Source organism: Spirillospora sp. CA-108201 (assembly GCF_050936235.1).
Lineage (GTDB): Bacteria > Actinomycetota > Actinomycetes > Streptosporangiales > Streptosporangiaceae > Spirillospora.
Genome location: NZ_JBNJNE010000001.1, coordinates 1,127,504 through 1,151,024, shown reverse-complemented (window position 1 = coordinate 1,151,024; position 23,521 = coordinate 1,127,504). Strand labels below are relative to the sequence as shown.

Genomic DNA, 23,521 nt, shown 5'->3' with positions numbered 1-23,521 from the left:
GCCGTCTCTCAGGACACGCGGGTCCAGGCGCGCGGATCCCCGGGGACGGCGGAGAAGTCGTACCGGACGCCGGTCCTGCCGAGGGCGACGAGGCTGACGGAGGTCGTGCCCCAGACGCGGCCGTCGCCCAGGTCGAGCAGGGGGAGCAGGGCGCGGTGGTCGGCGCGGGGCAGCCCGTCGCCGTGCACCAGCGGCAGCCACGCGCCCCAGGCCCGCTCCGCCGGGTCTCCGGGGCGCGGCTCGGGGCGCGGCGCGGCGGCCAGAAGCGGCCGGAAGTGCGCGAGCCGCGCCGCCATGTAGGCGTCCTCGGTCTCGCCCTCCAGTTGGCCCTCCCCCTCGAGCCCGCTGTTGACGATCATGTGCAGGCCGGGGCCGAGCCCGCGCTCGGTGAGGGCCGCGCCGTCCCAGCTCCACAGCCGGACGCGGTCGGGGCCGGCACCGACCAGGTGGAACGGGTCGAACGCGGCGAGGTCCGGCAGGCCGAGCTTGCCGTCGGCGGCCACCCGCAGCGGCAGCTCCCCGCGCGAGGCGCGGCCCGCCTCCGGCGCCATCCGTCCGCGGCCGTTCAGGACGACGGCCGCCCGCGGCGCGCCCGGGTCCACCGCCAGCCAGGTGCCGCCCGCGCGCAGGTCGCGGCCGCCGACGAGGCCGGGGCGGTCCGGCCAGTGCCGGCCGGGGGGCTCCCATGCGCGGGCGACGAACTCGTCGCGCACGCCCGCGAGGAGGACCGGGACCGGGGAGGACGGGTCGACACTGATGATCGCCGTGCACATGCCCTAATTGGAGCATTCCCCCGATATGCCGAACGCGGCGGGGCCGCCCTACAGCGGCGGCCAGGGGATGGCCGGCCAGTCCTCGGGCGGGTAGGGGTGGATGCGGTGCTTGAGCATCAGCTCGACGCGGCGGCGGGTGGCGTCGACCTCCTCCGCGGTGAGCAGCTCGGCGAGCCGCGCGCCGAGGTCGCCGCCGCGCAGACCCGCGTCGACCCGGGCGAGCGCCTCGACGGCCTCCGAGGTGAGGGGCTTGCCGCGCCACTGCCACAGGACGGTGCGCAGCTTGTACTCGACGGAGAAGCAGACGCCGTGGTCGCAGCCGTACACGTGGCCGTCGCCGGGGGGCAGCAGGTGGCCGATCTTGCGGTCGGCGTTGTTGACGACGGCGTCGAAGACCGACATCCGGCGGACGGCCTCGTCGTCGGAGCGCGACAGGCCGACCAGGTCGACGTCGGGGTCGGGCTCCACCCACAGCTGCACCATGCCGGGCCCGTAGGGGCCGTCGCGGTGGACGGTGGGCGGGACGGTGCCCCAGCCCATCGCCCTGGAGACCTCGTAGGCGGCGACCTCGCGCTCGGCGAGGGTCCCGTCGGGGAAGTCCCACAGGGGCCGCTCCCCCGCGACCGGCTTGTAGACGCAGTTGGCCGACACCCCGTCGTGCTCGATCGCGCAGTACAGGGTGGCGTTGGACGCCTGGACGAGCCTGCCCTCCACGGCGATGCGCCCGGCGGTCAGCAGCCGCTCGGCGGCGGCCGCGTCGCGCGGGGACACCGCGGGCCCGGCCTCGCCCGGCCCGCCTGCGGGCGCCCGGCCCCGGGAGGACTGCGTCATGCGCTCATTCTCCCGGCCACGTCGTCCATGATCCAGCACAGCGGGGTGTCATCTCAGCCGAGGTATCCGTTCTGGCGGGGGCACACGTGCCCCTCGCTGTCGAGCGGCAGGCCGCACAGCGGGCACGGCGGCCGTCCCGCCGCGACCACCTTCAGGGCGCGCTCGGCGAACGCGCGGGCCTGCGCCGCGCTGATCCGCACCCGGAGCACCGCGACGGCGGGATCGTCCTCGCCGACCTCGGGCTCCTCGTCGGACTCGGTGACCTCCTGCGCCTCGATGACCACCTGCTCGTCGTCGGGGTCCCAGGCCAGCGCCATCGTGCCGACCTTGAACTCCTCCTCGACGGGCTGGTCGAGGGGGCCGTCGTCCTTGAGCTCGGACGGGACGGCCGCGGGCACGGCGGCGTCGCCGCCGGTGCGCCGCAGGACCTCGTCCAGCAGTTCCTCCAGCCGCTCGGCCAGCAGCGTCACCTGGAACTTCTCCAGGCCCACGCTGGTGACGCGGCGGCCGGACCGCGCCTGCAGGTAGAAGGCGCGGTCGCCGGGGCGCCCGACGGAGCCGGCGACGAAGCGCTCCGGCAGATCGTAGGAGATGACGGGCATGACAATGACCCTACGCGCCGCCGCCCACGGCCGCGTCACTCGACCCGAGTCCGTCTTTCCCGGAACGTTCCTCCGGCGGTTCCGGGATCAGTCCGGCGACGTCGCCTCCGGTGTCGTTGACCCGGACGACGAACGGGCGCGTCTCGGTGTAGCGGATCACGGTGAGCGACGCCGGGTCGGCCTGGATGCGCTGGAACTGGTCCAGGTGCAGTCCGAGGGCGTCGGCGACGATCGACTTGATGATGTCGCCGTGGCTGCACACCGCGTAGAGGGCGCCGGGTCCGTGCGCGGCGGCGATCCGCTCGTTCCAGTCGCGGACGGCGGTGACGGCGCGGTGCTGCGCGTCCGCCAGCGCCTCCCCGGCCTCGCCGGGGAACCGGGCGGCGCTCGGGTGGGCCTGGACGACGCGCCAGAGCGGCTCCTCCGCCAGCTCCTTGAGGGGGCGGCCCGTCCAGTCGCCGTAGTGGACCTCGCCGAACCGGTCGTCGGTCTCGATCTCCTCGACCGGCTCGGCGTGCCCGGCGACGATGGCCTCGGCGGTCTCGGCGCAGCGTTCGAGGGGACTGGACACGACGGCGGCGAGCGGCAGGGGCGCCAGGCGGGCGCCGAGCGCCGCGGCCTGCGCCCGGCCGCGCTCGTCCAGGCGCACGCCGGGCGTCCATCCGGCCAGCACGGGGCCGGTCATGGCGGTCAGGCCATGCCGAACCAGGAGAAGCGTCGTCACACCGGCCACTCTAGGAGATCTTTCGGGCATCCCGACGCCCCGGATGCGCGACAATGCCTGGTGTGATCGTGGACAAGGCCATCTACGCCGGCGGGAAGCGCCGCGACATCGAGGGCGACATCAGCGACGCCTTCGACCTCGCTCGCGAGGACGGCGAGTGCTTCCTGTGGATCGGCCTCTTCGAGCCCGACGAGGACGAGTTCGAGCTGGTCAAGGACGAGCTGAACCTGCATCCCCTGGCGGCCGAGGACGCGGTGTCCGCGCACCAGCGGCCCAAGATGGAACGCTACGACGACACGCTGTTCGTGGTGCTGAAGACGCTCGCCTACATCGACGAGACCTCCGACATCGAGGTCGGCGAGATCATGGTCTTCCTCGGCCGGGACTTCGTGGTGACCGTCCGCCACGGCGCCGGGAACCCGCTCGGGCCGGTCCGCAAGCGGCTGGAGGACTCGCCGGAACTGCTCGGGCACGGCGCCACCGCGGTCCTGTACGCGGTGTGCGACGAGGTCGTCGACCGGTACGGCATCGTCGCCCACGAGGTCGAGGTCGACATCATCGGGCTGGAGCGGGCGGTGTTCGACCCGAACGCCCGGGACGTCACCGCCGACATCTACTCGCTCAAGCGGGAGGTGCTGGAGTTCCGCAGCGCCGAGGACCCGCTCGTCCCCGTGCTGCAGGAGATCGTGAAGGGCCGCGTCGCCGAGTGCGGCTCCACCCGCGAGTACTTCCGCGACGTCCTGGACCACCTGCTGCGCGTCGACGGGCAGGTCGACTCCCACAACGAGCTGCTCAACAGCGTGCTGACCGCGCACCTGGCGCTGCTCGGCAAGCGGCAGAACGAGGACATGCGCAAGATCTCCGCGTGGGCCGCGATCATCGCGGTGCCCACCGCGATCGCCGGGATCTACGGCATGAACTTCGACCACATGCCCGAACTGCACTCGACCATCGGCTACCCGCTGGTCATCGCGGTGATGGCCGTCGTGTGCGTGCTCCTGTTCCGCCGGCTGCGCAGGAGCGGCTGGCTCTAGGAGCCGGAATCGCGGGAGGGCGCGGGCGCGGCGAGGAGCGCCGCCCACAGGTGGGACTCGGCATCCCCCGACTCCAGGCGGCGGCGCATCCGCTCCACGCCGGACCGCGTGGGCAGCGCCAGCCAGACCAGCAGCGGGTAGCCGACGGCGAACCCGGCGACGAAGACCAGTTCGCTGTGGGCGACCATCGCCAGCGGGAGCCCCAGCAGGATCACGCCCTCGGCCAGCGCGAACCGCAGCAGGATCGCCTGCCGGAACATCATCAGCGCGGTCCGCGCCGCCGCCGCCGGGTCGTCGCCCGGCGCCATCGGGCGCGGCGCGCGGGGCCCGGCGAGCAGGGCCGGCAGCGCGGCGGCCGCGAGCGGCAGGTAGATCCACGGCGGCGCGTCCCCGCTGTCGTCCTCGACGATCAGCGGCATGATCGCCAGGATCAGGAGGGGCGCCGCCAGCAGCGCCAGCATCATCAGGCGCATCCGGCCGAGCTCGGTGCCGCCGCGCAGCGAGGCGAGGTAGCCGGGGTCGTCGCCCGGACCGGCGCCGAACACCGGCGCCATGTCCGGCCCGCCGTCGCCGTCGGGCGTCTTCGGCGAGTACATCGAGAACGGGGGTGGCGCCATGGCTGCGCACTCTAGCCCGGCGGCGCCCGGCCGCAATAGATCCTCACCAGGATCTATGCGCCGCGGGCGCGTCCGGCCGGGGCGGGTGCTCACTTTCCGCGCGGCTCGCGCGGACCGCTAGATTGGCCGCCTATGAAGGAGCGTCACCTCGGGCGGAGCGGGCTGCTGGTGTCCCGGCTGGGACTCGGCACCATGACCTGGGGCCAGGACACCGCCCCGGACGAGGCGGCCGCGCAGCTCATCGCCTTCGTGGAGGCCGGGGGCACCCTGGTCGACACCGCCGACGTCTACAGCGACGGCGACAGCGAGCGCATCCTCGGCCACCTGCTGCGCGAGATGGTCGACCGCGACGACCTCGTCGTCGCGACGAAGGCCGCGATCCGGCCGAACGGACGCTACGACGGGTCGCGCCGGCACCTGCTGCGCGCCCTCGACGCCTCCCTGGACCGCATGGACCTCGAGCACGTCGACCTGTGGCAGCTGCACGTCTACGACCCGGGCACGCCGCTGGAGGAGACGCTCTCGGCGCTGGACGAGGCGGTCTCCTCGGGCCGGGCCCGGTACGTCGGGGTCTCCAACTACGCGGGCTGGCAGGTCGCCAAGGCCGCCGCCTGGCAGCGGGCCTGGCCGGGCCGCGCGCCGGTCGTGTCCGCCCAGCTGGAGTACTCGCTGCTGCGCCGCGACATCGAGCGGGAGGTCGTGCCCGCCGCGCTGGACGCCGGGGCGGGGCTGCTGCCGTGGTCGCCGCTCGGCCGCGGCGTCCTCACCGGCAAGTACCGCACCGGCATCCCCGCCGGGTCGCGCGCCGCCGCCCCGCACTTCTCCGAGTTCGTCCAGCCGTACCTGGACGAGGAGTGCGCCCGCATCGTGGAGTCGGTGGTGACCGCCGCCGAGGGCCTCGGGTGCTCCCCGCTCGCCGTGGCGCTCGCGTGGGTCCGCGACCGGGAGGGCGTCGCCGCGCCGATCGTCGGCGCCCGGACCGCGGCGCAGCTCGGCGCGATCCTGGAGAGCGAGGAGGTCACGCTGCCGCACGAGATCCGCGGCGCGCTGGACGACGTCTCCGATGTCTCCGACACGACCTCCCACCCGTGATTCGTCCGTGAACCCCGGGGCCGTCCGTGGCACGCTCTGGACGGTCCACCGCCAACCGAGATCAGCCGTGACGGGAAGCCCGTGACCGACGCCCCTGACCAGACCCCCACCCCCGCCGAGCGCAAGGCGCGCGCCGAGGCCGCCATGCGCGCCGCCGAGGCCGCCGCCGGCGCTCTCGACGGACGGGACTCCGCCCCCGAGCCCGCGCCGGCGGCGGCGCCGCCCGAGCCCGCGGGCAGCCCGGAGGAGGGCCTGCGCGCTCTCGGCGGGCTGTTCGCCGAGACGGGCGTGCCCGCCGCGCTCGCCTCCCGCGCCGCCGCGCGGCTCGGACCGGGCGCCGCCGGGCGGCTGCGCGACGACCCCTGGCGGCTGCTGAGCGTCCCCGGCGTCCAGCCCGGTCAGGCCGACCACTTCGCCCGCGCCCTGCTCGGCGAGGACGCCCGTCCGGGCGACCCCCGCCGCGGCGGGGCCCTCGTCCTGCACCTGCTGACGGAGGCGGCCCGCCAGGGCCACACGGTCACGCCAGCCGCCGACGTGCTGTCCGCGCTGGAGCGCCTGCGCTTCCCCGACCCGCGGCGCGCCGTCGACGCGGCGCTGGACGAGGCGGAGGTCCTGTCGCTCACCGAGGAGCCCGAGTTCGACGAGGAGGCGTTCGAGGAGGGCGCCGAGCCGCCGGAGCCGGAGGAGACGCTCGGCCCGGCGCGCTGGGCGCTCGCGGAGGAGGCCGCGGCCGAGGGGTTCCAGCGGCTGACGCTCACCGCCGCGCCGCTGCTGGACGACGCGGCCCTGAAGGGCCTGCGGGACGGGCTCCCCGAAGACCGCTCCCTGGCCATCACGGCCGCGCTGCGCACCGGCGTGAGCATCCTGTGCGGCGCGCCGGACGGCCTCGCGCGCACGGTCGCCGAGATCGCTTCGGCCGCTGCGTCGCAGGGCCTGCGGACGGCCGTGGCGGCGCCCACCGACCGCGCCGCCGCCGATCTCGCGGCCGCCGGCCCCGGCGCGGCGGCCGAGGGCGTCGCGGTCACCAGCCTGCACCGGCTGCTGGAGCCGCGCGAGGACCCGTCGGCCGCGCCCGGGGCCGTCGTCTACGGGCGCGGCGAGCAGCGGCCCTTCGACCTCGACCTGGTCATCGTGACGGACGGCGCGGCGCTCGACGTCGAACTGTGCGCGGTGCTGGCCGAGGCGTGCCCCGACGGCGCCCACCTCGTGCTGTGCCGCGAGCCGGGCGCCCCGCCGCCCGCCGGGCCCGGCAGTCCGCTGGACGACCTGGAGGCGTCGGAGACCGTGCCCGTCGTGGCGCTGGACGCCGAGCCGCCCTCCGGCCCGCTCGGCGCGCTGGCCGAGGCGGTGCGCGGCGGCGCGCTGGCCGCCGTGGACGCCCCCGGCCGCGAGGTCGTCATCGTGCCCGCCGAGAACGGCGGCGAGGCGGTGCACCGGGCCGTCCAGCTCGTCGCCGACTCGATCCCGCGCGCCCTCGGCATCCCCGTCGAGGACGTCCAGACCGTCGCCCCGGCCGCGGGCGGGGACGCGGGCGCGGGAGCTCTGAACGCCGCGTTCAAGGCCCGCCTGAACCCCGGCCCGGGCGCGTTCGGCGGCCTGGACCCCGGCGACCGTGTGGTCGTCGCCGCGCCGCTCCCGCAGGCCCCGCTCGGCGAGACGGGCGTGGTGACCGGCGGCGGCCCGCACGGGCTGGAGGTCGACTTCCCGGGCGGCGCCGCGGTCGTCGCCCCGGCCGAGGCGTCCCGGCTGCGGCACGGCTGGGCGGTGCCCGTGGCGCTCGCGCGCGGGACGCGGCGTCCCGCCGTGGTCGCGGTCCTGGGCGCGGACGGCCTGTCACGGCCGCTGGTGGCCACCGCGTTCGGGCTCGCGCACCGCCACCTGTCGGTCGTGCAGGCGGCCGGCCCCGCGCTGGCCAGGGCCGTCCGCGAGGAGGAGGCGCCCGCGCGGCGCACCCGGCTCGCGCGGCTGGTGGCCCCGTGAGGTACTGAGGGGTAAAGAAACCCCCGTGTCGCGGTTTACGGACGACCCCGTATGGGACACGATGTCAACAAGGGTCAGGGACGGCATCGGGTGGAGGAGCGACATGCCCCAGGGGCTCAGGCGGCTCGGAACGGCGTCGGCGGCGGTCTCGGCCGGGGCGCTCGTCCTGGTCCTCGCCGCACCGGCGGCCGAGGCGGCGGCGGAGACGTGCAAGAAGGGCGTCGACCCCGGGAGCACGGTCGAGAACTGGAAGTGCAACCTCGGCAACCTGCGCGAGGCGCTGACCCCGAAGACCCCCGCGCCGGCGCCCGCGCCGTCCAAGACCGTGAAGCCCGTCCCCGAGAAGACCACGAAGAAGACCAGGACGCCGGCCAAGGCGCCCGCCAAGGCCCCGCGCAGGACGTCCTCGGCGCCGAGCGGCGGGCCGGCGGCGGGCGGCCCGGCCCCGATGACGGGTCCGGGCGGCCTCAGGCCCTACTCCGGGCAGACCCCGGGCACCGCGTCGGGGCCGCCGGGCGTCCTGCCCACCCCTGAGATCGCGGCCGGCCCGGACGCCCCCGGCGGGACGGCCGCCATGTCGCAGACCCGCCTCATCTCCCCCGTCGCCGCCTCCGGCCGGGACGACGGCCAGCTGATGCTGGTCGCCGCCGCGGCCGGGGCCGCCGGGGCGGTGGGCGCGCTCAACATGAGCGTCGCGGGCCGCGCCTTCCGGCGCCGGCGCGGCGCCCGCTGAGCACGGGACCGCGGCCGCGCCGGAACCCGGCGCGGCCGGCGGAGGTCACGCGGACGCGCCGCCGATCGAGTGCAGGCCGCCGTCGACGTGGACGATCTCGCCCGTCGTCGCGGGGAACCAGTCCGACAGCAGGGCCGCGCAGGCGCGGGCGGTGGGCTCGCTGTCCTTGATGTCCCAGCCCAGCGGGGCCGCCTTCGGCCACATGTCGGTCATGCCCTCGAAGCCGGGGATGCTCTTGGCCGCCATCGTCGCGAGCGGGCCCGCGGCGACGAGGTTCACCCGGATGCCCTGCGGGCCCAGGTACTTGGCCAGGTAGCGGGCGCACGACTCCAGGCCGGCCTTCGCGACGCCCATCCAGTCGTACACCGGCCACGCCTTGGTGGCGTCGAAGTCGAGGCCGACGACCGAGCCGCCGTCCTTCATCAGCGGCAGGCACGCCATCGTCAGCGACTTCAGCGAGTACGCGGAGGCGTGCACGGCGGTGGCGACGTCCTCCCACGGCGTCTCCAGGAAGTTCCCGCCGAGCGCGGTCTGCGGCGCGAAGGCGATCGCGTGCATCACGCCGTCGAGGCGGTCGAAGCCGCTGTCGCGCAGGTTCCCGGCGAGGGCGTCCAGCTGCCCGGGGTCGGTCACGTCGAGCTCCAGCACCGGCGGCGGGTCGTCCGGGCCGGACGGCAGCCGCTTGGCGGTCCGCTGGGTGAGCGTCGGCCGCGGGTAGGCGGTCAGCACCACCTCGGCGCCCTGCTCCTGCGCGATCCGCGCGACGTGGAAGCCGATGGAGGCGTCGGTGAGGACGCCGGTGACCAGGATGCGCTTGCCTTCGAGGATTCCCATGTCTGTCAGTGCCCCATTCCCAGGCCGCCGTCGACCGGGATCACGGCCCCGGTGATGTAGGCGGCGTCCTCACCGGCCACGAACCTCACGGCCTTGGCGATCTCCTCCGGCCTCGCGATGCGGCCGAGCGGCACCGCGGCGGTGATGGCCTTCTGCTGGTCCTCGGTCAGCACCGCCGTCATGTCGGTGTCGACGAACCCGGGCGCGACCACGTTCACCGTGATGCCCCGGGACCCCAGCTCGCGGGCGAGGGAGCGCGCGAACCCGACCATGCCGGCCTTGGACGCGGCGTAGTTGGACTGCCCCGGCGAGCCCATCAGCCCCACGACCGAGGAGACCAGCACGATCCGCCCCGCGCGCTTGCGCATCATGCCCTTCACCGCGCGCTTGGCCACCCGGAACGACCCGGTCAGGTTGGTGTCCAGGACCGAGGTGAACGACTCCTCGCTCATGATCGCGAGGAGCGTGTCCTTGGTGATCCCCGCGTTGGCGACGACCACCTCGACGGGCCCCTGCTCCGCCTCCACCTTGCCGAAGGCCGCGTCGACGTCCTCGGCGCTCGTCACGTCGCACCGGACTCCGAACAGCCCCTCGGGCGGCTCTCCGGACCGGTAGGTGACCGCGACCGCGTCGCCCGCCGCGGCCAGCTCGCGGGCGATGGCGAGGCCGATGCCCCGGTTACCGCCGGTCACGAGGACAGAGCGACTCATCACGACCCTCTCGTTGTACTGCTCGTTGGCTGCTGCACGACACTAGCGGCCCGCGCGTCGGCTGCGGATGTGCCGAACCGACAAGATCCGCTCACCTCCCTTTGTTCGCGCGGCGCGCGGCCCCCCGGCGGGACGGGCGCGGACGGTAGGTTGCGGAGGGTGCATGACATCGATCCCGCCTTCACCGCGCTGCCGCTCCGCGCGCTGGCCGACGCGGCGCTGTCCCGCGCCAGGGAGCTGGGCGCAGAGCACGCCGACTTCCGCCTGGAGCGCATCCGCAGCCAGACACTCCGCCTCCACGACGCCGCCCTGGAGACCGCCCTGGACGCCGACGACGTCGGACTGTCGGTCCGGGTCGTCAAGGACGGCACCTGGGGCTTCGCCGCCGGCATCGACCTGACGCCCGAGGGCGCCGCCCGCGTCGCCGCGCGGGCGGTCGAGGTCGCCGCCGTCGCCAAGGCCGTCAACCGCGAGCCCATCGAGCTGGCGCCCGAACCCGTCCACGGCGAGCGCACCTGGGTCTCGGCGTACGAGACCGACCCGTTCGCGGTGCCGACCGCCGACAAGGTCGCGCTGCTGGCGGACTGGAGCCGCCGGCTGCTCGGCGACGACCGCGTCGACCACGTCGACGCGACCCTGCTGCAGGTCAAGGAGAACAAGTTCTTCGCCGACCTCGCCGGCACCGTCACCACCCAGCAGCGCGTCCGGCTGCATCCCGTCGTCAACGCCGTCGGCCTCGCCGGCGGCCTGTTCGACACGATGCGCACGCTGGCGCCTCCCACCGGGTACGGGTGGGAGTGGCTGTCGGGCGAGCACTGGGACTGGGACGGGGAGCTCGCCCGCATCCCCGAACTGCTCGCCGAGAAGCTCGCCGCCCCGTCGGTGGAGCCGGGCGTGTACGACGTCGTCGTCGATCCGTCCAACCTCTGGCTGACGATCCACGAGTCGATCGGGCACGCCACCGAGCTGGACCGGGCGCTCGGATACGAGGCCGCCTACGCGGGCACCTCGTTCGCCACGCCCGACAAGCTCGGGACGCTCCAGTACGGCTCCAAGGTCATGAACATCACCGGGGACCGGACGGCCGAGCACGGCCTGGCGACCATCGGCTACGACGACGAGGGCGTCCGGACGCAGTCGTTCGACATCGTCTCCGAGGGGCTCTTCACCGGCTACCAGACCGACCGGCGCATCGCCCGCCTCACCGGGGCCGAGCGCTCCAACGGCTGCGCGTTCGCCGACGCCGCGTCCAGCATGCCGATCCAGCGGATGGCGAACGTCTCGCTCAGGCCCGCCGAGGGCGGCCCGTCCACCGAGGAACTGATCTCCGGGGTCGAGCGCGGCGTCTACATCGTCGGCGACAAGAGCTGGTCGATCGACATGCAGCGCTACAACTTCCAGTTCACCGGGCAGCGGTTCTTCCGCATCGAGAACGGGCGCCTCGCCGGTCAGCTGCGCGACGTCGCCTACCAGGCCACCACCACCGACTTCTGGAACTCGATGGAGGCCGTCGGCGGGCCGCAGACCTACGTGCTCGGCGGCGCGTTCAACTGCGGCAAGGGCCAGCCGGGGCAGGTCGCGCCGGTCAGCCACGGCTGCCCCTCGGCGCTGTTCCGGGGCGTCAACATCCTCAACGCGCTGAAGGAGGCCGGCCAGTGAGCACGATCAGGCCGCAGGAGGCCGTCGAGCGGGCCCTGTCGCTGTCGCGCGCCGACGACTGCGTCGTCATCGCCGACGAGGCGAGCACCGCGAACCTGCGGTGGGCGGGCAACACCCTCACCACCAACGGGGTGACCCGCTCCAGCCGCCTCACCGTCATCGCGCTGCGCCGCACCGCCGGCGGGGTGGCCGCGGGCGTGGTGTCGCGGTCGGCCGTGGGCGCCGACGGCATCGAGGACCTGGTCCGCGCCGCCGAGGCCGACGCCGCCGGCAACGAGGCCGCCGAGGACGCCCGCCCGCTGGTCGCCGAGGGGCCGCCCTCCGGCGCCGCCGGATGGGACGACGAACCCGCCGAGACCGGGATCGGGGTGTTCGAGGGCTTCGCGCCCGCGCTGGGCGAGGCGTTCGCCGCCGCGCAGGCCGGCGACCGGCGGCTGTACGGGTTCGCCAACCACGTCCTCACCTCGACGTTCCTCGGCTCCTCGGCGGGGCTGCGGCTGCGCCACGACCAGCCCACCGGGCTGCTGGAGCTGAACGCCAAGGGCGCGGGCGGCTCGGCGTGGGCCGGCGTCGGCACCCGCGACTTCACCGACGTCGACGTCGCCGACCTCACCGGCGGCCTCGCCCGGCGGCTGGAGTGGGGCGAGCGGCGCGTGGACCTGCCGGCGGGCCGGTACGAGACGATCCTGCCGCCGTCCGCCGTGGCCGACCTGATGATCTACCTGTACTGGTCGGCGGGAGCCCAGGACGCGCAGGACGGCCGGACGGTCTTCAGCGCCCCCGGCGGCGGCACCCGCGTCGGTGAGCGGCTCTCGGACCTGCCGCTCACCCTGTCCAGCGACCCGGCCGCCCCGGGCATGCAGTGCGCCCCGTTCGTCATCGCGCACGCCTCCAGCCGCGAGTCCTCGGTGTTCGACAACGGGCTCGCGCTCGGCGCCACCGACTGGATCGGCGACGGGACCCTCGCGTCCCTCGCCCAGACCCGGCACTCCGCCGAGCGCACCGGGCTGCCGCTCACCCCCGCCGTCGACAACCTGGCGATGCGGGGGCCGGGCGGCGGCGCCTCCCTGGAGGAGATGGTCGCCCGCACCGAGCGCGGGCTGCTGCTGACGTGCCTGTGGTACATCCGGGAGGTCGACTCGCAGAGCCTGCTGCTGACCGGCCTCACCCGCGACGGCGTCTACCTCGTCGAGAACGGCGAGGTCGTCGGGGCCGTGAACAACTTCCGGTTCAACGAGAGCCCCGTCGACCTGCTGTCGCGGATCGCCGAGGTCGGCGAGACCGGGCCGACGCTGCCGCGCGAGTGGTCGGACTACTTCACCCGCACCGCGATGCCGGCGATCCGGGTCCCCGACTTCCACATGTCGACGGTGAGCCAGGCCACCTGAGCGGGCGCGGCCGGGGACGGCGGGAGCGCGCACCCGGGGCCGGTCCTCCGGCGCCGGGCCCGCCGCCCCCGGCTGCGGCGGGCCGGGGGCCGGGCGGCCCCGGCGCCGGGCCCGGCGCGCTCAGGCGTCCTCCAGGCGGAAGCCGACCTTCATGGTGACCTGGAAGTGGCCGACCTCGCCGTCCTCGATGTGGCCCCGGACCTCCTTCACCTCGAACCAGTCCAGGTGCCGCAGGGTCTGCGAGGCGCGCCGGACGCCGTTGCGTATCGCGGCCTCGACGGATTCCGGCGAGGTCCCCACGATCTCGGTCACGCGGTAGGTGCGATCGGTCATCGACTCCTCCAGATGTTTTGCCCAGGCCTGCCGGTGCAGGTCGGACTCCCTGGGCTTACCGTGGAATGGTGAAGGTCAATCCCCGCCACCACCGCGAGCCGCCGGTCTACACGGTCACCGACGCTCCCCGTCCCATGTCGGAGGACATCGGCCACCGCCAGCGCCGGTACCTGATGTCCATGGGCGTCCGCACGATCTGCTTCGTGGGGGCGGTCGTGGCCGCCGTGGCGGGCGCGCCGTGGTGGCTCGCGCTGCTCATGGTGGTCGGCGCCGCGGTGCTCCCCTACGTCGCCGTCATCTTCGCCAACGGCGGGCGCGAGCCGACCGCCCCGGGGGCCTTCGACGACCGCGTCCGCGCGGAACAGAAGCCGGTTTCCGGACAACGACCAGAAATCCGGTCGTGACATTCTCTTGACTAACAGCGGGGGGTTTCGGTGTACGATTTGTACCGGCGCTCTGGTCCCCCGTCGGAGCGCCCGTGCCGGTGTTCCGGGCCCCCGTCGGAACACCGATGATGCGGCGCCGGGTGGATTGCCCCCGTATCCACCCGGCGCCGCTTTTCTCTCTCCAGGGTCCCCGCTGACGCTTCGCGGGAACTCGGATGACCTTCCCCGCACCTTCGCTTGACCGCCCGCCCGGACCGGCGCACATCCCCGCCGGAACGCAAGCCCTCCGCGCTGTCCTGGTCCGGCCATGACCCGAAACCCCGTCGCGGCCGTCCCCTGCCGGGGCCCGCCGCGTACTGCTGAGCGGCACCACCGCCCCCGTGCTCCAGGGGAGGTCCAGTGGACCCGGATTCCGGCCGGACGGCCGCCACCGCACACAGAGGCGCTCAGCGGGGCGTCCCGGGCCGCCCGCCCCCTTGACGGGGACGGCCCACGAGACGAACATCACAGCTGCCTCACCTGAGACATATCGACCATGTGTCTCAGGGGCGGGCCGTGCCCCCACGGCGCGACGCGGCCCGCAGCCCCGCCCCGGAAACGGAGATCGGCCATGAGCGCATTCGACGACGTGCCCGAGTGGGCGCCGCGGAACCAGCCGGAGCCGGGCGGCCCCGGGTCTCCCTACACCTTCCTCGGCGCCTCGCACCCGGCCGGTCCCCCGCCCCGCTCGAAGGCGCCCGAGGACGAGGCCTTCGACGCCTTCAGGCGGCCCGACCGCGCGTCCCGTCCCCCGTCCCCGGCGCACGCCGCCGCCAGGACGCCGCGGGGGCCGTGGGCGCTGGGCGAGGGCAGGCCGCCGCGGCGGGTCGGCGGCATCCTGCTCGGACCGCTCGCGGGCGCGGTCGGCCTGGTGCTCCTCACCGGATTCGGCGCGTACGCGATCGCCTCGGCGGGCGGCGGCTGCTCCGGCGGCGCGGTGACGCTCGACGTGGCCGCGGCGCCGGACGTCGCGCCCGCGGTCGCGCGGGCGGCGGGGCGCCTCAACCGCGCGGGGCACGAGGTGGAGGGGCGGTGCGCCCGCGCGCGGGTGCGCGCGGCCGACCCCGCCGCGGTGGCGACGCTGCTGTCCGGCAAGGGCGTGGCCGGCGTCGCCCGCAGGCCGGACGTCTGGATTCCCGACTCCTCGCTGTGGACCGAGCTCGCCGGCGGATCCGGCCGGACCCGGGCCGCGGGAATCGCCTCGACCCCGATCGTCCTGGCGGCGCCGCGCGGCCTGGCGGCGCAGCTGCGCGACCTCGGCGCCCCGGAGCGGCCGTCCTGGAAGGAGCTGCTCGCCGCGGCCGGGACGGCCTCGGGCTCCGGGCGGGACCCGGCCGCGGGAGACGGCACGGCAGCGGGGGGCGGCACGGGGGTGATCCCGCCGCGGCTGCTCCGGCTCCAGGTCCCCGACCCCGCCCGGAGCGCCACCGGCTTGGGCTCGCTGATCCTGGCGGGCGCGCTGCTGGGGGACGCCCCCGGCGGCGAGGCGTCGTTCACCGGGGCGGTCCGCACGATCCGGGAGGGCGTGGCCGTCTCCGTGGCCGCCGAGTTCGACGCGTTCGCCGCGTCCGGGCAGGGCGACCCCGGCCGCTACCCGGTCGCGATGGCGCCCGAGCAGGCGGTGTTCGCCCACAACGCGCGGCGCCCGGCCGAGCCGGCGGTCGCGGTGTACCCGGCCGAGGGGACGGTCTACCTCGACTATCCGGTCACCGTGCTGGCGCAGGACAGGGCCAAGGAGAGCGCCGCGCGGTCACTGGAGAAGGCGCTCGCTGACAGGGCGACCCGCGACGACCTCCGGCGGCTGGGCTTCCGGGCGCCCGGCGGATCGGCGCCCGCGTCGTTCTCCCCGCGGACCGGCCTGGACCCGCGCCCGCCGCGGGCCCTCCCCGGGACGCCCGGCGCGGACGTGCGGCGCGTCATGCAGTCGTGGGCCCAGCTGTCGCTGAGCATCCGGATGCTCAGCATCATCGACGTCTCGGGCTCCATGGACGAGGAGGTCGCGCCGGGCGTGACGCGGCTGCAGTCCACGGTGCGCACGGCCCAGGGCGGGCTGGCGCTGCTGCCGGACGACAGCGAGCTCGGCCAGTGGATCTTCTCCACCGACCTGCGGGGCGACCGGGACTGGCGGGAGCTGGTCGGCGTGGGACCGCTCAACGAGCGGCTGGGATCGGCGACCCGGCGGCAGCGCGTGCTGAGCGCGTTCGCGCGGATCCGGGTGAAGGAGCACGGCGACACCGGGCTGTACGACACGGTCATGGCGGCGTTCGACTACATGAAGCGGACCTACAAGCCGGAGTACGTGAACTCGGTCCTGCTGTGGACGGACGGGCGGAACGAGGACCCGCACGGCCCGTCCCTGGAGGAGACCCTCGACCACATGCGGCGCGAGTACGACCCGGAGCGCCCCGTCCAGGTGAACATGCTGGGCTACGGAACGGGCGTGGACGTCGCCGAGCTGCGGCGGATCGCGCAGGTGACGCACGGCGACGCCTACGTGGCCGAGACCCCGGGGCAGATCCAGGCGATCTTCCTCAAGGCCGTCTCGCGGCGCGTCTGCGAGCCCGACTGCTGACCCGCGGACACCCCTGCCCCCGGACCGGCCCCACCCTCCCGTATTTGATTCTAGAACTACATTCGAGTTAAGTTAGCGTTCTGTTAATAACGCTGGCGAGAGGGGCACGGCGTGCGCCGCACCGTTTTCAACGAGGACCACGAGGCCTTCCGGGACACGATCCGGGCGTTCATCGAGGCCGAGGTGGCCCCGGTCTACGAGGAGTGGGAGAACGCCGGCCACCCGCCGCGCGACTTCTACGCCAAGCTCGGCGAGCTGGGCGTGTTCGGCATCCAGGTGCCCGAGGAGTACGGCGGCGCGGGCGAGACGAGCTTCAAGTACCAGGCCGTGATCTCCGAGGAGTGCGCCCGCGCCGGGGTGAGCTTCGGCGGCTACGGGGTGCACGTCAACCTCGTCCTGCCCTACCTGCTCAAGTACGGGTCGCCGGAGCAGAAGAAGCGCTGGCTGCCGCCCTTCGTGTCCGGCGAGATGATGACGGCGATCGCGATGACCGAGCCCGGCACCGGCTCCGACCTCGCGGGCATGCAGACCACGGCGAGGCGGGACGGCGACCACTACGTCCTGAACGGCGCCAAGACGTTCATCACCGGCGGCGTCCTCGCCGACCGGGTGCTCGTGGTCGCGCGGACGTCCCCGGCCACGCCGGAGAACCGCCGGGCGGGCCTGTCGATCCTCGCCGTGGACACCGGCAGCGAGGGCTACGCGGTCGGCCGCAAGCTGGAGAAGATCGGGCTGCGCAGCTCCGACACCGCCGAGCTGTCGTTCGCCGACGTCCGGGTGCCCGTGGAGGACCTGCTCGGCGAGGAGGGCCGCGGGTTCGAGTACCTCACCCACAACCTCGCCGAGGAGCGCCTCGGCATCGCGACCAGCTCCTACGCCTCGGCGGCCGCCGCCGTGGAGTTCGCCCGCAGGTACGTCCAGGAGCGCACCGTCTTCGGCAAGACGGTGTCGTCGTTCCAGAACACCAAGTTCGTGCTGGCCGAGTGCGCCACCGAGGTCGAGGCCGCCCGCTCGCTCGTCGACCGCTGCGTCGAGGCGCTGGACGCCGGCGAGCTCACCCCCGCCGACGCCGCCGTCTGCAAGCTGTTCTGCACCGAGGTGCAGGCCCGCGTCGTCGACAAGTGCCTCCAGCTGCACGGCGGCTACGGCTACATCCTGGAGTACCCGATCGCGCGCCTGTACGCCGACGCCCGGGTCGCCCGGATCTACGGCGGCACCAGCGAGGTGCTCAAGACCATCATCGCCAAGGACATCCAGGTCTGACGGAAGGCTGCGCACATGACCGACACCCGGGTGGCCATCGTCACCGGCGCGGCGCGCGGCATCGGCGCCGCCACCGCCGTCCGCCTCGCCAGGGAGGGCTTCGCCGTCGCGGTCTGCGACCTCGACGAGGCCGCCTGCGCCGGCACGGTCGCGGCGATCGCCGAGGGCGGCGGCACCGCGCTCGCCGTCGGCGTGGACGTCGCCGACACCGAACGGGCCCGTGCCGCCGTCGCGCGCGTCGCCGCGGAGCTCGGACCGCCCGTCGTCCTGGTGAACAACGCCGGCATCACCCGCGACAACCTGCTGTTCAAGATGTCCGACGACGACTGGGACGCGGTCATGTCGGTGCACCTGCGCGGCTCGTTCGTGATGACCCGCGCCGCGCAGGAGCACATGACGAAGGCCGGATGGGGCCGGATCGTGAACCTGTCGTCGGTGTCGGCCCTCGGCAACCGCGGCCAGGTCAACTACTCGGCCGCCAAGGCGGGCCTGCAGGGGTTCACCAAGACGCTGGCGATCGAGCTCGGCAGGTTCGGGGTGACGGCCAACGCGATCGCGCCCGGGTTCATCGCCACCGAGATGACCGCCGCGACCGCCGCCCGCGTCGGCGTCGACTTCGAGGACTTCAAGGCCGCCGCCGCCAAGGAGATCCCGGTCCGGCGGGTCGGCGTCCCCGAGGACATCGCCGGGACCGTCGCGTTCCTGGTCGGCGACGACGCCTCGTTCGTGTCCGGGCAGGTCATCTACGTGGCCGGTGGTCCCCGCGCGTGAGGGGGCGGCCCGGGTGCGCGACCGGGAGGGCACGGAGGAGTCGCTGCGCGCGGCGGCGGTCGCGCTGCTGCGGCGCGGCGGCGTCCTCGCCGGGCTGAACCTGCGCCAGGTCGCCGACGAGGCCGGGGTCAACCGCGGGCTGGTCTACCAGTACTTCGGGTCGCGGCGGGCGCTGCTGCGCTCCGCGCTGTTCCACCGGTCGCGCCCGAACGCCGAGGACGCGGTGGACGCGGCCGGGCTCCCGCTGCGCGAGCGGCTGGCGCGGCTGTTCTGGACGAGCCTGCGCGACCCCGAGCCGGTCCGCCTGGCGACGCTGCTGGTGCTGGACGGCGACGACCGGCCCCGGGTCCTGCTGAACCGGGGCGCGGGCCGCGAGGACCTCGCGGCGGAGGCGGAGCGCGGCGAGCTGCCGGTCGGGGACGTGGCGGCCGTGCAGGCGGCCATCGCGTCCACGGTCTACGGGTACACGCTGCTGCGCGAGCACCTGGCGCGGGAGATCGGCGTGCCCGCCGAGGAGCTCGACGAGCGCATGGCCCGCTGCGTGGAGGCCATGTTCGCGCGCCGCCCCGGCTAGCGGGGGCGGGCCGCGGCGAGCCCTTCGGCGAGGACGGCCGGGGCCTCGACGAGGGACGGGCCGTACCAGGTGAGGAGCCGGCCGCTGACGAGCGCGGCGTCGAGCCCGGGGAAGGCCTCCGGGCCGTCGTCCTCGGTGAAGCGGTACGGCTCGTCCGGCAGGACCACCAGGTCGGCGCCCGCCGCGTTCAGTTCTGCCGGCGGGATCTTCGGGTAGCGCTCGGGATGCCCGGCGTACACGTTGGACACGCCGAGGCGGGACAGGACGTCGCCGGTGAAGGTGTCGCGCCCGACGACCATCCACGGCCGCCGCCAGATCGGGACCACCGCCGCGCGGGGCTCCCCCGGCGCGACGTCCGCCCAGACGCGGGACGCCTCCTCCAGCCAGCCGGGCACCGGCGCCCGGCACGCCTCGGCGAGCATGCGCCGCAGCGACGCCAGCGCCTCCTCGACCGTGCGGATCCGCGTCATCCACACCGGCACGCCGGCCGCGCGCAGCGCCTCGACGTCGGCGGGCCGGTTCTCCTCGGTGTTGCCGACGACCACGTCGGGCCGCAGCCCGATGATCCGCTCCAGGTCGGGGTTCTTGGTGCCCCGCACGCGCGGCACGTCCAGGCCCTCGGGACGGGTGCACCAGTCGGTGGCGCCGGCGAGCAGCTCCGGGGCGGTCGCCGCGACCGACTCGGTCAGGGACGGGACGATCGACACGACGCGGCGCACCCGGTCCGGAACCCGGACCGGGGCGCCGGTGTCGTCGTGGACGGCCATCGGCGCGGGGCCTCAGACGTTGCGGCGGTATTGGCCGCCGACCTCGAAGAACGCGTCGGTGATCTGCTGGAGGGTGCACACGCGCGCCGCGTCCATCAGCACCGCGAACACGTTCTCGCCCGTCCGGGCCGCGTCCCTGAGCGCGGCGAGGGCGGCCCGCGCCCCGTCCCGGTGCGCCTCCTGGTAGCCGTGGACGCGGTCGAGCTGGGAGCGCTTCTCGTCCTCGGTGGCGCGGGCGAGCTCGATCGTGTCCGGCGTCCCGTCGCCGGCCTCCGGGCCGCGGAACGTGTTGACGCCGACGATCGGCAGCGAGCCGTCGTGCTTGCGCTGCTCGTAGAGCATCGACTCGTCCTGGATGCGGCCGCGCTGGTAGCCGGTCTCCATCGCGCCGAGGACGCCGCCGCGCTCGCTGATGCGGTCGAACTCGGCCAGCACCGCCTCCTCGACCAGGTCGGTGAGCTCGTCGATGACGAACGACCCCTGCAGCGGGTTCTCGTTCATCGCCAGGCCCCACTCGCGGTTGATGATGAGCTGGATCGCCAGCGCCCGCCGCACCGACTCGGCCGTCGGCGTGGTGACCGCCTCGTCGTAGGCGTTGGTGTGCAGGCTGTTGCAGTTGTCGTAGACGGCGATGAGCGCCTGCAGCGTCGTGCGGATGTCGTTGAAGTGCATCTCCTGCGCGTGCAGGGAGCGCCCGGACGTCTGCACGTGGTACTTGAGCTTCTGGCTGCGCTCGTTCGCGCCGTACCGGTCGCGCATGGCCACGGCCCAGATGCGGCGGGCCACCCGTCCGAGCACGTTGTACTCGGGGTCCATCCCGTTGGAGAAGAAGAACGACAGGTTGGGCGCGAAGTCGTCGATGTCCATGCCCCGCGCCAGGTAGGACTCGACGTAGGTGAAGCCGTTGGCGAGGGTGAACGCGAGCTGGCTGATGGGGTTCGCCCCGGCCTCGGCGATGTGGTAGCCGGAGATCGACACCGAGTAGAAGTTGCGGACCTTGTTGGCGATGAACCACTCCTGGATGTCGCCCATCATCCGCAGCGAGAACTCGGTGGAGAAGATGCAGGTGTTCTGGCCCTGGTCCTCCTTGAGGATGTCGGCCTGCACCGTGCCGCGCACGGTGGACAGCACGCGCGCGCGGATCTGCGCGGCCTCCTCCTCGGACGGCTCGCGGCCGTTCTCCTCGGAGAAGGCGTCCAGCCCCTGGTCGAGGGCCGTGTTGAGGAAGAACGCCAGGATCGTGGGCGCGGGACCGTTGATGGTCATCGACACCGACGTCGTCGGGGACGACAGGTCGAACCCGTCGTAGAGGGCCTTCATGTCGTCGAGCGTGGCGATCGAGACCCCGGAGGTGCCGACCTTGCCGTACACGTCGGGGCGCTCGTCGGGGTCGCGCCCGTAGAGGGTGACCGAGTCGAACGCGGTGGACAGGCGCGTCGCGGGCTGGCCCTCCGACAGGAGCTTGAAGCGGCGGTTGGTGCGGAAGGGGTCGCCCTCACCCGCGAACATGCGGGCGGGGTCCTCGTTGTCGCGCTTGAACGGGAACACCCCGGCGGTGAACGGGAACCGGCCCGGCAGGTTCTCGTTGCGCAGGAAACGCAGCAGCTCGCCGTGGTCGGTGTAGCGCGGCAGCGCGACGCGGGGGATCCGGGTGCCCGACAGGGACTCGCGCGTGAGCTCGGTGTGCAGTTCCCTGTCGCGGATCTTCACCACCTGCTCGTCGCCGGAGTAGGACTCCACGACCGCGGGCCAGCCCTCGACCAGTTCGGCGTTCCCCGGCTCCACCTCCCGGCGCGCCTTCTCCAGCAGGCCCTCCACCTCGGAGGCGTCCGTGAGTTCGGCGCGCACCTCGTCCAGCCGCTGGACGCGCCGCACGGCCTCCATCTGACTCACCGTGCCGGCGTGGTAGCCGCGCACGGTCTCGGCGATCCCGGACAGGTACCGCACGCGGTTCGGCGGGATGACGGTCGCGGCGCCGGTCGACACCTTGGTCGCGACCTCGGGCAGGGCGCCGTCCTCCAGGCGCAGGCCGTGCTCGCCCAGCAGCCCGCCCAGGTGACGGTAGAGCGCCGTGACGCCGTCGTCGTCGAACGTGGCGGCGCTCGTCCCGAACACCGGCATGTCCTCGGGCCGCTGCCCGAAGGCCTCCCGGTTGCGCACGAGCTGGCGGCCCACGTCCCGCAGCGCGTCGGCCGCGCCGCGCCGCTCGAACTTGTTGATCGCGACCACGTCCGCGAAGTCGAGCATGTCGATCTTCTCGAGCTGGGAGGCCGCACCGAACTCCGGCGTCATCACGTACAGCGACACGTCCACCAGCGGCACGATCGCGGCGTCGCCCTGCCCGATGCCGGGCGTCTCCAGGATCACCAGGTCGTAGCCGGCGGCCTTGCAGGCGGTGACGATGTCCCCGGCGTTCTCCGGCAGCTCCCGCGCGCCCCGGGTGGCCAGCGAGCGGAAGAACACGCGGTCGCCGTCCAGGGAGTTCATCCTGATCCGGTCGCCGAGCAGCGCGCCGCCGCCGCGCCGCCGCGTCGGGTCCACGGCCAGCACCGCGACGCGCAGCCGGTCGCCCTGGTCGACGCGCAGCCGCCGCACCAGCTCGTCGGTGAGGGACGACTTCCCCGACCCGCCCGTCCCGGTGATCCCCAGCACGGGGACCCGCCGCCCGGCCGCCGCCTCGGCGAGACGCGCGCGGGCGTCCTCGGGCAGGCTCCCGGCCTGGAGGCAGGTGATGGCGCGGGCGAGGGCGCGCCGCTCCCCCGCCACCACGGCGTCGGCCGGCACCGGCTCGGCGGCCAGGTCGACGTCGCACTCGCGGACCAGCTCGTTGATCATGCCGGGCAGGCCGAGCCGCTGGCCGTCCTCCGGGGAGAAGATCCGCACGCCCGCCCCCGACAACCGCGCGATCTCCTCGTGCACGATGACGCCGCCGCCCCCGCCGAACACCCTCACGTGCTCGGCGCCGGCCTCCTTCAGGCTGCGCGACAGGTACTCGAAGTACTCGACGTGGCCGCCCTGGTAGGAGCTGATCGCCACGCCCTGCGCGTCCTCCTCCAGGACGGCGTCGACGACCTCGCGGACGGAGCGGTCGTGCCCGAGGTGCACCACCTCGGCGCCCTGGGACTGCAGGATGCGCCGCATGATGTTGATGGCCGCGTCATGGCCGTCGAACAGCGCCGCCGCCGTCACGAAGCGCACCGGGTGCACCGGCGAGTGCAGCCTCCCCGTCACCGTCCCCACCCCAAACCTTGGACATCCAATATTTGGAAGTTAAAGTAGTTTCCGTGCGCGACCCAGTCAAGACCGCATACGGTGAGCCGGTGCCCGACATGCCCGATCCCATCGCCGAGGCCCACCGCCAGTGGAGCGGCCGCTGGCCCGAGCACGCCGACCGCATGGCGGCCGTCACCTCGGTGATGCGGGCCCAGCAGGTCCTGCTGAGCCGGATCGAGGCCGTCCTCAAGCCCTACGGGCTGACGTTCGCCGCCTACGAGGCCCTGCGCCTGCTCGCCTTCGCCCGCACCGGGACCCTTCCCATGGGCAAGATGGGCAACCGCCTCATGGTGCACCCCGCGTCCGTGACCAACGTGATCGGCCGCCTGGAGGCGCGGGGCCTGGTCGGCCGCCGCCCCTCCCCCGACGACCGCCGCGTCGTCCTCGCCTCCATCACCCCCGCGGGCCGCGACCTCGCCGAGCGGGCCACGCTCGCCCTCAACGAGTCCGGCTTCGGCATCGCCGCCCTCCCCGCCGCCGATGCCGCCGACATCACCACCGCCCTCCGCCGCGTCCGCCTCGCCACCGGCGACCTCGACTGACCGGCGTCCGGAACGGAGCGCCGG

General features: G+C 74.4%; 22 protein-coding genes. 12 read left to right on the top strand and 10 right to left on the bottom strand.

Annotated elements, in window-relative coordinates; genetic code table 11:
* Positions 1–8 precede the first annotated feature (8 nt).
* Genes ACQEU6_RS05515 through ACQEU6_RS05500 form a run of 4 tightly spaced genes read right to left on the bottom strand, consistent with a single transcriptional unit; the run spans position 9 to position 2,930 of the window.
* Complete coding sequence (locus tag ACQEU6_RS05515) at positions 9–773, bottom strand: NRDE family protein (protein WP_499329504.1); 765 nt, start codon at positions 771–773, stop codon at positions 9–11.
* Between the two features lie 48 nt (positions 774–821).
* A complete protein-coding gene (locus tag ACQEU6_RS05510) occupies positions 822–1,604 on the bottom strand; it encodes an SCO1664 family protein (RefSeq protein ID WP_499329503.1) in 783 nt (260 codons plus the stop codon).
* A gap of 53 nt (positions 1,605–1,657) precedes the next feature.
* A complete protein-coding gene (locus tag ACQEU6_RS05505) occupies positions 1,658–2,206 on the bottom strand; it encodes a DUF3090 domain-containing protein (RefSeq protein ID WP_499329502.1) in 549 nt (182 codons plus the stop codon).
* 10 nt (positions 2,207–2,216) lie between these two features.
* Positions 2,217–2,930 (bottom strand): histidine phosphatase family protein, encoded by a 714-nt coding sequence (locus ACQEU6_RS05500; RefSeq protein WP_499329501.1) that lies wholly within the window; start codon positions 2,928–2,930, stop codon positions 2,217–2,219.
* Between the two features lie 62 nt (positions 2,931–2,992).
* On the opposite strand from ACQEU6_RS05500, the gene corA reads away from it, so the two are divergent.
* Positions 2,993–3,964 carry a magnesium/cobalt transporter CorA gene (gene corA, locus ACQEU6_RS05495; RefSeq protein ID WP_499329500.1) on the top strand — a complete coding sequence of 324 codons (972 nt, stop codon included), beginning with the start codon at positions 2,993–2,995 and terminating at the stop codon, positions 3,962–3,964.
* Here the strand turns inward: corA and ACQEU6_RS05490 are convergent.
* On the bottom strand, positions 3,961–4,581 hold the full coding sequence (locus tag ACQEU6_RS05490) for a hypothetical protein (RefSeq protein WP_499329499.1): 621 nt from the start codon (positions 4,579–4,581) through the stop codon (positions 3,961–3,963). The genes corA and ACQEU6_RS05490 overlap by 4 nt on opposite strands.
* Before the next feature lie 132 nt (positions 4,582–4,713).
* Between ACQEU6_RS05490 and ACQEU6_RS05485 the strand changes: the two genes are divergently transcribed.
* The 3 genes from ACQEU6_RS05485 to ACQEU6_RS05475 all read left to right on the top strand — a co-directional run bounded on the left by ACQEU6_RS05485 (position 4,714) and on the right by ACQEU6_RS05475 (position 8,386).
* Positions 4,714–5,673: an aldo/keto reductase gene (locus ACQEU6_RS05485; RefSeq protein ID WP_499329498.1), complete on the top strand. Its 960-nt coding sequence runs from the start codon at positions 4,714–4,716 to the stop codon at positions 5,671–5,673.
* Between the two features lie 81 nt (positions 5,674–5,754).
* Positions 5,755–7,653: a helix-hairpin-helix domain-containing protein gene (locus tag ACQEU6_RS05480; RefSeq protein ID WP_499329497.1), complete on the top strand. Its 1,899-nt coding sequence runs from the start codon at positions 5,755–5,757 to the stop codon at positions 7,651–7,653.
* A gap of 103 nt (positions 7,654–7,756) precedes the next feature.
* Positions 7,757–8,386, top strand: coding sequence for a hypothetical protein (locus ACQEU6_RS05475; protein WP_499329496.1), 630 nt, complete (start codon positions 7,757–7,759; stop codon positions 8,384–8,386).
* Between the two features lie 45 nt (positions 8,387–8,431).
* Here ACQEU6_RS05475 and fabI read toward each other — a convergent pair whose 3' ends face one another.
* Both fabI and ACQEU6_RS05465 read right to left on the bottom strand, forming a co-directional pair.
* Entirely contained in the window at positions 8,432–9,220 is a 789-nt protein-coding gene (gene fabI, locus ACQEU6_RS05470) for an enoyl-ACP reductase FabI (RefSeq protein WP_499329495.1), read from the bottom strand.
* Between the two features lie 5 nt (positions 9,221–9,225).
* A complete protein-coding gene (locus tag ACQEU6_RS05465; RefSeq protein WP_499329494.1) occupies positions 9,226–9,930 on the bottom strand; it encodes a beta-ketoacyl-ACP reductase in 705 nt (234 codons plus the stop codon).
* 159 nt (positions 9,931–10,089) lie between these two features.
* Between ACQEU6_RS05465 and ACQEU6_RS05460 the strand changes: the two genes are divergently transcribed.
* Together ACQEU6_RS05460 and ACQEU6_RS05455 are read left to right on the top strand one after the other, a co-directional pair.
* Positions 10,090–11,589: a TldD/PmbA family protein gene (locus ACQEU6_RS05460; RefSeq protein WP_499329493.1), complete on the top strand. Its 1,500-nt coding sequence runs from the start codon at positions 10,090–10,092 to the stop codon at positions 11,587–11,589.
* A gap of 5 nt (positions 11,590–11,594) precedes the next feature.
* Positions 11,595–12,977 (top strand): metallopeptidase TldD-related protein, encoded by a 1,383-nt coding sequence (locus tag ACQEU6_RS05455; protein WP_499340095.1) that lies wholly within the window; start codon positions 11,595–11,597, stop codon positions 12,975–12,977.
* Between the two features lie 120 nt (positions 12,978–13,097).
* On the opposite strand, the gene ACQEU6_RS05450 is transcribed toward ACQEU6_RS05455, so the two are convergent.
* Entirely contained in the window at positions 13,098–13,310 is a 213-nt protein-coding gene (locus ACQEU6_RS05450) for a dodecin (protein ID WP_499329492.1), read from the bottom strand.
* Positions 13,311–13,378: 68 nt separating this feature from the next.
* Between ACQEU6_RS05450 and ACQEU6_RS05445 the strand changes: the two genes are divergently transcribed.
* The 5 genes from ACQEU6_RS05445 (at position 13,379) to ACQEU6_RS05425 (ending at position 18,915) form a co-directional block, all read left to right on the top strand.
* A complete protein-coding gene (locus ACQEU6_RS05445) occupies positions 13,379–13,714 on the top strand; it encodes a DUF3099 domain-containing protein (protein WP_499329491.1) in 336 nt (111 codons plus the stop codon).
* Positions 13,715–14,306: 592 nt separating this feature from the next.
* A complete protein-coding gene (locus tag ACQEU6_RS05440) occupies positions 14,307–16,307 on the top strand; it encodes a substrate-binding domain-containing protein (RefSeq protein ID WP_499329490.1) in 2,001 nt (666 codons plus the stop codon).
* A gap of 111 nt (positions 16,308–16,418) precedes the next feature.
* Entirely contained in the window at positions 16,419–17,570 is a 1,152-nt protein-coding gene (locus tag ACQEU6_RS05435; RefSeq protein ID WP_499329489.1) for an acyl-CoA dehydrogenase family protein, read from the top strand.
* Between the two features lie 15 nt (positions 17,571–17,585).
* Complete coding sequence (fabG, locus tag ACQEU6_RS05430; RefSeq protein WP_499329488.1) at positions 17,586–18,341, top strand: 3-oxoacyl-ACP reductase FabG; 756 nt, start codon at positions 17,586–17,588, stop codon at positions 18,339–18,341.
* Positions 18,342–18,354: 13 nt separating this feature from the next.
* A complete protein-coding gene (locus ACQEU6_RS05425; protein ID WP_499329487.1) occupies positions 18,355–18,915 on the top strand; it encodes a TetR/AcrR family transcriptional regulator in 561 nt (186 codons plus the stop codon).
* On the opposite strand, the gene ACQEU6_RS05420 is transcribed toward ACQEU6_RS05425, so the two are convergent.
* Complete coding sequence (locus tag ACQEU6_RS05420) at positions 18,912–19,682, bottom strand: helical backbone metal receptor (protein WP_499329486.1); 771 nt, start codon at positions 19,680–19,682, stop codon at positions 18,912–18,914. The two genes, ACQEU6_RS05425 and ACQEU6_RS05420, sit on opposite strands and share 4 nt — an antisense overlap.
* Before the next feature lie 12 nt (positions 19,683–19,694).
* Positions 19,695–22,913 (bottom strand): fused isobutyryl-CoA mutase/GTPase IcmF, encoded by a 3,219-nt coding sequence (gene icmF / locus ACQEU6_RS05415; protein WP_499329485.1) that lies wholly within the window; start codon positions 22,911–22,913, stop codon positions 19,695–19,697.
* Positions 22,914–23,011: 98 nt separating this feature from the next.
* Here icmF and ACQEU6_RS05410 point away from each other — a divergent pair, with 98 nt between their 5' ends.
* Entirely contained in the window at positions 23,012–23,497 is a 486-nt protein-coding gene (locus tag ACQEU6_RS05410) for a MarR family transcriptional regulator (RefSeq protein WP_499340094.1), read from the top strand.
* The last annotated feature ends 24 nt before the right edge of the window (positions 23,498–23,521 follow it).